Origin of the sequence: Terriglobus sp. YAF25 (genome assembly GCF_052113305.1) — a bacterium.
Lineage (GTDB): Bacteria > Acidobacteriota > Terriglobia > Terriglobales > Acidobacteriaceae > Terriglobus.
Genome location: NZ_JBFRCY010000221.1, coordinates 1 through 10,172, shown reverse-complemented (window position 1 = coordinate 10,172; position 10,172 = coordinate 1). Strand labels below are relative to the sequence as shown.

Below are 10,172 nucleotides of genomic sequence, written 5' to 3'. Positions count from 1 at the left end.
GGATCTATCTGGCGCCGAAGAAAAAAGATGCAAAGTCCCAGTAGGCACAGCGGCGACGTGCCATCAGAACTTGCAATGAACTGAAAGCGCCAGCGGGCCGATGAGGTCCTCTCCGCCCATACAGCACGTCTTCAACTTTCAACTTCGTTGGTCAACCCTAATCGCCTGAAGTTGGCAACACACGGCAGCTACCCATACAGTACGTCTTCAACCCTTCAAGGTGCCGGCGCGATTGGACTGCCCACGCAGTACGTCTTCAACTTTCAACTTCAAAGCTCAGCCACAAGTGTATGAAGGTGACAACAAATCCGTAACTACGTCCGAGTACGTCTTCAACTCTTCAAAGGCAGCGTAATTCGCATGGTGGTGCCGCGATTCCTGGGGTCGGTGCTTGAGCGCAGAGTGAGGGTTCCTCCGGATTCGGCGACGATGCCGCGCGTGACCCAAAGACCGAGACCGGTGCCGCGCTCGCCCTTGGTAGTGAAGAAGGGCTCGAAGATCTGTGAGATGTGTGCCTGCGCGATTCCCGGGCCGGTGTCGGCGATGGTCACGATGGCGCATGTGGCTGTCTCGCGGGAGCGGATGGTGAGGGTGCCGCCCGTGCCTGACATGGCTTCGATGGCGTTGCCAATCAGGTTGGCGAACACCTGCCGCAGTGAAAGCGGGAAGGTTGTTCCTGAAGCAGAAGGACGAAGGTCCGTGATGATCTGTACCTGGGCTCCTTCGGCGCGAGAGGCAAAGATCTGCACCACCTCGCCGACCAGCTTATTCACCAGATGTCCGCTGCCGGAGTTGCCACGATAGAAGCTGAGTGTGGTGCGCGTGATGTGGCCGACACGGTCCAACTCACGTGCCCCCATATTGACCAGTTCCTGCAGATCGAGTGGAAGCTCTGGATGCGTCTGCAGCAGATACAACACATTGGTCAGGGCTTCGAGCGGGTTATTGATCTCATGCGCCAGCGTGTTGGCCATGCGTCCCGCGGAAGCCAGGCGTTCGGAGTTGATCAGGCGTTTCACCAGGTCGGCGCGCTCACGGGCATCGGCCTTGCGCGCGGAGATATCCTCGATCACCAGCGAAAGCGACTCGGTCTCGTTGGGGTCCGGCTGCAGAACAGAGATGGTGAGCTGCACATCGACGGCGTGACCATCTTTGTGGCGCAGGCATTTTTCGACGCGCAGGCTGGGGATTCGGCGAGAGAGCAGATCTTCGAAGACGATCTCCTCGTCTTCATCGCGATCGGAGGCCGGCAGTAGCAGATCGTAGAAGCTGATTGACTCCAGCTCATCCGCGGTCAAACCGAGTATGTCGCGCAGGCGCTGATTGGCCAGGATCCATCGTCCATCGAGTGAGATATGCGCCATTCCCATGGCAGCCTGGTTGAAGGTTGCGGAGAAGCGTGTTTCCAGAGTTTTGAGCGCGGCGGCGGTGCGTAGTTTTTCGCGGCGGGCTTCGGCATCGGCGAGCTCTCGCTCGATTGCGGGTACCAGGCGCTCCAGATTGTCTTTCAACACATAGTCGTGTGCCCCGGCGCGCATGGTGGAGACGGCGGTCTCTTCGCTGATGGTGCCAGAGACGATGATGAAGGGTAGGTCGATCCCGCTGGCCTGCAGCATGGCCAGGGCGTCGCGCGCTCCAAAACCAGGCAGCGTGTAGTCGGCGATGACCACGTCCCAGCTCCCCGCACGCAGGGCCTCATGCATCTGCGCGCGGGTTTCGACGCGCCGCATCTCGATCTCGTATCCGGCGCGGTGAAGGTGACGCCGCAGCAACAGCGCGTCAGGCTCGTAGTCTTCGACGATGAGGACGCGAAGCCGCCTGCGTTGTTCTGCGAGGGGAGCGGGATTGAGCTGCGGCAGGGTCACGCGCGTGTCTCAGGAGATCGGCGGCGCTTGGTTCAGCAGAAGCCAGTAGATTCCAAGCTGCTTGGTGGCTTCGGCAAAATCTGTAAAGTTGACTGGTTTGCGAATGTAGCTGTTCACGCCCAGGCGATACGAGCTGACGATATCGCGCTCCTCGTCCGAGGAAGTGAGTACAACGACGGGCAAGAGTGAGGCCTTTTCTTTGGAGCGAATTACCTTCAACACATCCAGGCCCTGCACCTTGGGAAGCTTCAGGTCCAGAAGAACGAGCTGCGGCATGGGAAGCTCACCCGCTTCGTACCTGTCGATCAGCTCAAGCGCCTCGGCGCCGTCACGGGCGACACTGATCTCGTTCGCGACATTGGCCTTGCGCAAAGCACGGATGGCGAGAGCTTCGTGGTCCGGGTCGTCTTCGACCAGCAGGATCGAATTCGTATTGATGGTCATTCGTAGGAACCTTTCCCAAAAGATTATGATCCAAGCGTGAAGTAGAAGGTCGCGCCCTGGTCCTCCGTAGCCTCGGCCCAGATGCGGCCCTGATGCCGGCGGACGATGCGAAGTGTGGTCGCCAGGCCGATGCCTGACCCCTTAAAGTCGCGATCTCCGTGAAGGCGCTGGAACGCAGTGAAGAGGCGATCGGCATACCGCATATCAAAGCCGGCTCCATTATCCCGGATAAAGTAGACGTTCACGCCATCTCCCAGATAGGAGCCGAACCTGATGACAGCGTTCGGTGTTTTTGCGGTGAACTTGAAGGCATTCCCCATCAGGTTTTCCAGGGCAATGCGCAGCAGACGCGGATCAGCCTGAGCCAGCATGGGCGTGCCGGGAATCTCGAAGCGGACATTGCGATCAGGGTCTGAGGCTTTGAGGTCGGCGGCGACGGAACGGGCAACTTCCGCCAGATCCGTGGTCTCGCGGACAAGGTCGGTACGGGTGACGCGGGACAACTGCAGCAGGGCATCGATCAACTGGCCCATGCGCTGTACACCGCTGCGGACGCGATGAATGTAGTCTCGGCCCTGATCATCCAGCCTGTCGCCGAAGTCCTCATACAGCGCCAGCGAAAAGCCATCGATGGTGCGTAGCGGTGCGCGAAGATCGTGCGATACGGAATAGGAGAAGGCTTCGAGCTCCTGGTTCGAGGTCTCGAGCTCATGCGTGCGCTCCCGCACGCGCTTTTCCAGATCGGTAGCCAGAGCTTGAATCTCTTCTGCCTGCGCCGTGATCCGGTCGCGCGCAGCCACCTCTTTTCCAAGGAAATGGAAGGCGAGAATCAGGAATAGAAGATTCAGTCCGGTCGCAACACCGAAGGTGGTGTAGGCCGAGCGGCGGGCGCTTGTGACCTGGGAATCCCTCCACTTGAGCAGACGGCGCTCCTCTCCTTCGACCTGGGTGATGGCATAAGCCGCTGTGAAGTCGCCATACTGGTACTGGTCGGTCATCATGATCGAAAGCTGATCCGGCGTGAGCGCGGCAGTTGGTTGAGCCTTACGAAGTTGAACGCCAATCTCAATCGAGGTCAGCCGCGCCTGAATCCGCTCGCGGACTCTGGGGAGGCGAGCCTGCTGGCTGGGATTGTCCTCCGTGAGCTTGCGCACGTATTCAAAGGTGTCCCAGACCTGGTTGACGGCATCGTTGTACTGCTTTTCCAGGAACGGATCCGCCTGCAGAACGTAGCCTCGAGCTGCGCCCTCGGCCGTCCGAATCTCCGCCACTAACTGCTCGCAGGCAGTCAGGGTCTCCAGGGTATGGGTCTGCCACTGCTGGCTCGCCGCAAAGATGCGGAGAGAGCGATAGGCCAACCAGCTATTGAGCAACACAATCAGAACGGCGCCAATATAGGCGAGCCGGTAACCAAAGGCACGCATCGAGACTATCAATGGGACTTCCATGCGATGCAAAGCTTTTGTTGCGGAGTTGCCTGAACTGGTATGTCATCATTCAGCACGGAGAGTCCCCATGGTTCGGATCGTTCTCGGCGCTGTCTTTGGTTACCTGCTCTCACTTGGCAGCTCGGTTGTCTGGTTTCTCAAAACGAATCATGATCCGACGCAACGGGTCTCGACGCGCTACCTGCTCGCAAGTATCGTAGTCGGCTTCTTCTGCTCGGTGGCGACCGGAGGGTATCGATCGTCGTCATGGTGCCGGCCACGGTCTTCGGTGGTGAGTTGGCCGAGCGACGATTGGAACACGTGAAAAAGTAGTTTATTTTCATTTGCTTACGAAAGGGCGAAAGTTTCTTCTAAACTTGAGTGTACTTGCATCACATTTTATGAATCGGTTGTGCTATGGTATGCGTCAGATGATGTGAAGGCCGGAGATCCCGGCCCACAACTCAGGAGGAAATGCATCATGACGATCACACGTTGGACCCCGTTCTCGGATCTGGCTGTTCTGCAGAACCGTTTGAACTCGATCTTTAACGACTTCGGTGCGCCGGAAGGCCGCAGTGAGTCGTTGGCGTCAGGGAATTTCACTCCCGCCGTGGACGTTTATGAGGATGCGCAGAAGATCGTGCTGAAACTCGACGTTCCGGGGATCAGGCAGGAAGATATCGATGTCCGCCTGGAGAACCAGACTCTGACGGTCAAGGGCGAGCGCCAATTCGGGAAGGAAGAGAAGGAAGAGAACTTCCATCGCATTGAGCGCCGCTACGGCAGCTTCATCCGCGCGTTCACGCTTCCGCAAACGGCGGATATGGAGAAAGTAAGCGCCGAGTATAAGGATGGCGTGCTTCAGATTGAGATCGCGAAGAAGTCTGAGGCTCAGCCCAAGCAGATCAAGGTAGGCGCCGGTACTGGTCCGAAGCAGGTTGAGGCAAAGACCGCAGCGTAAGCTTCATGGTGCACTGACGGGCACCTGATGGCGAAGGGGCTGCCGGCCTTGTCGCCATCGATGAAACCCATTGCATTTTCGCAGTGGGGACATGAACGGGAGACCTGCCGGTTGTGAAGGGCGGTCTCCCATTCTTTTGTGATGCGGGGCATGGTCGTTATTCGGCTTGAGATGTATCTAAGGAATCAGGTGAGGTAGAGAAGCGATGGCAATTCGTTGGGACAAATTTACGGTGAAGTCGCAGGAGGCGGTACAGGCGGCGCTGGGGCACGCTTCTGACTCGGGAAACGCCGAGGTGCTGCCGCTGCATCTTGCCGCGGCTCTGCTGGAAGACCGTGAGGGCATCGTGATTCCGGTGCTGGAGAAGATCGGTGTACCTGTGCAGCAGCTTCTTAGCCAGGTAAATGCGGCCATCGCGAAACTGCCGAAAGTGCAGGGAGCCAGTCAGCAGCCCGGTGTGGGCTCTGCTTTGCAGAAGGTATTAGATCGCGCCTTCAAAGAGGCGGAGAACTTCAAGGACGAGTATGTCTCGACCGAGCATCTTCTGCTGGCCTTGAGTGAAGAGAAGAATGGCGTTGTGCAGGCGGCCATGGCCGCCTTCGGTGCAACCCATGATGCGATTCTGAAGGCGCTGACCTCAGTGCGTGGCACCCAGCGCGTGACCGATCAGAATCCCGAAGGGAAGTTCCAGGCGCTGGAGAAGTACGCCAAGGATCTTACCGAGCAGGCGCGCAAGGGCAAGCTCGATCCGGTGATCGGCCGCGACGAGGAGATTCGTCGCGTCATTCAAGTGCTGTCGCGCCGCACCAAGAACAACCCTGTGTTGATTGGCGAACCCGGCGTGGGTAAGACGGCGATTGTGGAAGGCCTGGCGCGCCGCATCGTCTCCGGAGATGTGCCCGAGATCCTGAAGGAGAAACGGGTCATCTCGCTGGACCTGGGATCGATGCTTGCCGGAGCGAAGTTCCGTGGAGAGTTCGAAGACCGTCTGAAGGCAGTGCTGAAGGAGATCGAAGAGTCGAACGGACAGATCATCCTGTTTATCGATGAGCTGCACACGCTGGTCGGCGCCGGAGCAGCGGAAGGCGCTATCGACGCCAGCAACATGCTCAAGCCGGCACTGGCGCGCGGCGAGCTGCGGGCTATCGGCGCAACCACGCTGAACGAGTACCGCAAATACATCGAGAAGGATGCCGCGCTGGAGCGCCGCTTCCAGATCGTCTATGTCGGTGAGCCCAATGTAGACGATACGATCGCGATTCTGCGTGGCCTGAAGGAGCGTTACGAGTCGCACCACAAGGTGCGCATCAAGGACTCGGCGATCGTGTCGGCGGCTGTGCTCTCACATCGCTACATCAGCGACCGTTTCCTTCCGGACAAGGCGATTGATCTTGTCGATGAAGCAGCTGCCTCGTTGGCCATCCAGATCGGGAGTGTGCCAGTGGAGATCGACGCCCTGGAGCGTCGGGCGACCTCGCTCGAGATCGAGCGCGAGGCTCTGAAGCGGGAGAAGGATGCGAACTCCAAGGAGCGGTTGCAGGAGGTCGAGAGGGAGCTGGCCGACATCAAGGAGCAGGCCAGCGGCCTGCGGGCGCGGTGGCAGAAGGAGAAGGATGCCATCAGCCGCATCAGCGAGCTGAAGCAGAAGATCGAAAGCCTGCGCTTCCAGATCGAAGAGCAGACCCGCAAAGGCGATCTCGGCAGGGCAGCGCAGATTCAGTACAGCGATCTGCCGAAGGCAGAGGCCGAGCTGAAGGAGCTTGAGACGCTGCAGGATGGTAGTGATACCGCGCAGCGCATGTTGAAGGAAGAGGTCGACGAGGAAGATATCGCCAAGATCGTCTCCAAGTGGACCGGTATTCCTGTCGCGAAGATGCTCGAAGGCGAAGTACAGAAGCTGGTCCATATGGAACAGCGGCTGYGCGAGCGCGTCATCGGGCAGGATGAGGCTTTGACGGTGGTGGCGAATGCGATTCGCCGTTCCCGTGCGGGCTTGTCCGATCCCAAGCGCCCCATCGGCAGCTTTATCTTCCTCGGCCCCACGGGCGTGGGTAAGACGGAGACGGCGCGTGCCCTGGCGGAGTTCCTCTTTGACGACGAGCAGGCGATGGTGCGCATCGACATGTCGGAGTACATGGAGAAGCATGCGGTCGCGCGGCTGATCGGCGCTCCTCCGGGATACGTGGGTTTCGACGAGGGTGGACAGTTGACGGAGGCGATCCGCCGGCGTCCGTATGCCGTGGTGCTCTTTGATGAGATCGAGAAGGCGCACCCSGAYGTCTTCAATGTGCTGTTGCAGGTGCTGGATGACGGCCGCCTGACGGACTCAAAGGGCCGCACGGTCGACTTCAAGAACACCGTGCTGATCATGACGTCGAACATCGGTGCAAGTGCATTGTCGACGGCATGGGCTGACAGTGAGGATGGCTTCGAGGATGCGAAGAGCCGTGTGATCGATTCGCTGAAGCAGCACTTCCGCCCGGAGTTCCTGAACCGTGTGGACGACATCGTGGTCTTCCATCCGCTCGGCGAGGAGCAGTTGACGCATATCGTGGACCTGCGGCTTGCCGACCTGCAGAAGCTGCTGGATGCACGGAAGATCCATCTGGAGCTGACACCGGAGGCGCACAAGAAGCTCTTTGCCGCGGGCTACGATCGCGCCTATGGAGCCCGTCCGCTGAAGCGTGCGATCCAGCGCCTGGTGCAGGATCCGCTCGCCATCAAGATCCTAGATGGCGAAGTGCGGCACGGCGACAAGGTGCGTGTCGATGCAGGCAAAGACGCCCTCACCTTCGAGGTCGTCGAGTCGGAAGAGGTTCCGGCGTAAGAGTAGGAAGAAAAGGCCGGGCATATTGCCCGGCCTTTTTTGTTTTTGCAGAAGATGACAAACAAAATTGTTGCGGCAGCCCATACTCTGGGTGCCCCATCCATTGCAAAGCAATGGGTGGGATGTTCGAGCGAAGCTCAAATCGTCTTTTCTAGCTGGAGGAGATGGACGTTCGATTTGTGACTGAAGAACTATAGATCGGGCCTTCAGCCCTTTTTTCCATTGGCTGCCTGAGACCTGGGGCGTTGCCCCAGGCTGATATAGAGCGCGCCTTCAGCGCTCCAACGCGCTGTTCTCGTGTTCTATCGAGTCTGAACATCTTGAATCGGGCGTTCTAAATCATCCTCATGCGGCTGATTCGTTTCACCGTGAAACGGAATGATTGTGGTGGAACGTCCGTATCCGCTGGCCGGTGAGCGATCTCCTGAAGCTTCATAGAACTTCGGTACACCGTGCATCAGCGGTGTAAATCCTCCAATCGCTCCGGCACGCGTGTTGATCGGCATCTCGTCTACCGGATAACGGTGTTCCTGCAGGTCCCGCACCATCCAGTTCTTGTCGTGGCCAAGGATGATGAAGTGTCCTGTCTGCTGCAGGAAGCCGGCCAGAGGAACAATGGGGACGTGATAGTAGCTGTTCCGTCCAGTCCAGAGGTTGCGGTCCGGTGAGTCTTCTCCGCGGAATCGGCGGATCGCGTCGAAGTCGACAGGGAAGACGATGCGAGAGGCAAGCGACGGTGGCGCATAGCGTTGGAAGGTAAGCACCATGAGCGGATCGGGAATCGCGATTGGTTGGTTATCAGCGATGGTCGAAAGGTGGTCCACGACCTTATAGAAGCTCTGCTTCTGCTCTGTATACCAATAGCCGATGATGGACTCGCGGGTCGTCACCCATGCCACAAAGAGGATGAGGAAGATGATGGCTGCGTAGCGCATATGCCCGAAGAGCCGATGCGCCGCCGCAACCCCCGCGATGGCAAAGCCGAAACATACCGGGATCACAAAGCGCGGAGAGAGCATGCCGCCTTTGATAGAAGCGACCGCGTAACCGAGAAACGGATACAGCATGAGGAAGAACGCCGCGATCAGCTCATGCGTTGGAAATGCTTTTCTCCCATGTCGTACGCGGTACTCCGTCGCCAGATGGCCAAGAACTCTTGGCCGCATGGAAGCACGGCAGGTTGAACAGAAGCGAGAAAGGACGCGGACGATGCCAGCAAGCAGAAACAGCGCGAGCAGCGGATACAGTACTGCCTCTACCATCTCGGTGTATGAATCGAAGGCCTGATCGATAGAGACCTTGTTCCATGCATGCGGAGCATAGGTTGCAATTCCTGCTTTAATCAGGCCCCGATAGAAGGCGAGAGGAGCAGCGGCCAGCACTATGCTCATCCAGATTCGGGGACGAATGGCATAGCGAAGATTTGGCATACGCCATCGTTCTGCGTGAAATTGCTGCAGGGTGAAAACTACCTCACCCGCTGCCACGGGAAGAAACGCGAGCACCGCGAAGTAATTGGTGGAGACGCCGAGCGCCAGCGCGATCACCATGCCAATCAGAGCAAGGGTGCCACGGCTGCGCGTCTTCGGTTGGATGGTTCGCGACCAGCACAGTACAGCCATCATTGCGAAACCATAGAAGATGCCGTAGCTGCGGCATTCATAGGAATATTCGAAGGCGCCGGTCGCCATAGACAGGAAGGTTCCCGCGAGCGCCCATGTGGGGGAGATCCGCCGCTGCAGGAAGAGATAGAGCGACAACAACCCCAACCAGTAACCGGCGATGGCTGGCAGGCGCAATGCGAACTCGTGATTGCCGAAGAGGCGCGTTGAACCCAGGACCGCCAGATGAGATAGTGGCGGATTCGGATCGGCGCCCTGGCTGAGGGCGTGCCAGATTGCGTGGGCTGAACCCAGGCTCGCAATGTGATACGTGATCAACTCGTCGAGCCACAGCAGCTTCATGGAAGAGAGCAGCGCGGTGATGATGACGTAGAAGAGGCTAAGCCCCGTGAAAGACAGAGCAGGGTGGGCATCAATCCATGCCTGTGCCCAGCCGGCTGTGATCCGCAGAGTTGTCGGGACATGGACGAGAGGTCTCGTCGTAACCCAGGTGCCCACGCAGACTTTCCTCCAAACAACTGAAATCCCATTGCAGAAAGTCGTGCAGGCTGTTCCGTTAGGGACGTGGGATGGAGTGTTGTCGGGAGAGGTTGTATCTCTGGAGGTCTAACTCAGCCACTTTAACAGTCGAATAATACCCATGCTCGCCGGTTTGCGGTGCGCGGAGACATCGGTGCGTGCCGCGATCTCCTTGCGATTCTGTGAGTAGTAGCTGTAGGCACGTAACAGCATCTCCTCATTGGTGAGCGTGGGCCGCCAGCCGAGCTCGCGTTTGATGCGTGTGGTGTCGAACAGAAAACTCTCGGCGATCATTTTGTAGTGATACGGCCCAAGGGGCGAGAGCTTGAGTTTGTGCGCCGCGATCATGGCGGCGATCGTCGGCCCCTGTGGTAGGGAGCGCACTATGCTGCGCGATCCCGCGGCAGCGATGACGGACTCATAGACCGCGCGCATCGACTTCACATTATCTGAGCCGACATTGAAGGTATTGCTGCCGTTGTAGCCGGCTGCCTGGATGCAGGC

Annotated in this window: 7 protein-coding genes and 1 pseudogene; 3 read left to right on the top strand and 5 right to left on the bottom strand. The window is 58.5% G+C overall.

Annotated elements, in window-relative coordinates; all coding sequences use genetic code 11:
- Positions 1 to 332 precede the first annotated feature (332 nt).
- From AB4043_RS11145 to AB4043_RS11135, 3 genes are read right to left on the bottom strand one after another with little or no spacing between them, the layout of a single operon-like run.
- Positions 333 to 1,865, bottom strand: a complete 1,533-nt coding sequence (locus tag AB4043_RS11145) for an ATP-binding protein (protein ID WP_442302265.1) — start codon at positions 1,863 to 1,865, stop codon at positions 333 to 335.
- 9 nt (positions 1,866 to 1,874) lie between these two features.
- Entirely contained in the window at positions 1,875 to 2,309 is a 435-nt protein-coding gene (locus AB4043_RS11140; protein ID WP_442302266.1) for a response regulator, read from the bottom strand.
- Positions 2,310 to 2,332: 23 nt separating this feature from the next.
- On the bottom strand, positions 2,333 to 3,733 hold the full coding sequence (locus AB4043_RS11135) for a sensor histidine kinase (RefSeq protein WP_442307069.1): 1,401 nt from the start codon (positions 3,731 to 3,733) through the stop codon (positions 2,333 to 2,335).
- A 91-nt stretch (positions 3,734 to 3,824) separates the two neighbouring features.
- Between AB4043_RS11135 and AB4043_RS11130 the strand changes: the two genes are divergently transcribed.
- From AB4043_RS11130 to clpB, 3 genes are all read left to right on the top strand, one after another.
- Positions 3,825 to 4,061, top strand: coding sequence for a hypothetical protein (locus AB4043_RS11130; protein WP_442307068.1), 237 nt, complete (start codon positions 3,825 to 3,827; stop codon positions 4,059 to 4,061).
- Between the two features lie 156 nt (positions 4,062 to 4,217).
- Positions 4,218 to 4,700: an Hsp20/alpha crystallin family protein gene (locus AB4043_RS11125; RefSeq protein ID WP_442302269.1), complete on the top strand. Its 483-nt coding sequence runs from the start codon at positions 4,218 to 4,220 to the stop codon at positions 4,698 to 4,700.
- A gap of 205 nt (positions 4,701 to 4,905) precedes the next feature.
- Entirely contained in the window at positions 4,906 to 7,527 is a 2,622-nt protein-coding gene (clpB, locus tag AB4043_RS11120; RefSeq protein WP_442307067.1) for an ATP-dependent chaperone ClpB, read from the top strand.
- 302 nt (positions 7,528 to 7,829) lie between these two features.
- Here the strand turns inward: clpB and AB4043_RS11115 are convergent, their stop codons facing one another.
- Complete coding sequence (locus tag AB4043_RS11115; RefSeq protein ID WP_442302271.1) at positions 7,830 to 9,647, bottom strand: ArnT family glycosyltransferase; 1,818 nt, start codon at positions 9,645 to 9,647, stop codon at positions 7,830 to 7,832.
- A gap of 108 nt (positions 9,648 to 9,755) precedes the next feature.
- Positions 9,756 to 10,172, bottom strand: a pseudogene (locus AB4043_RS11110) (NAD-dependent epimerase/dehydratase family protein); the annotation flags it as partial.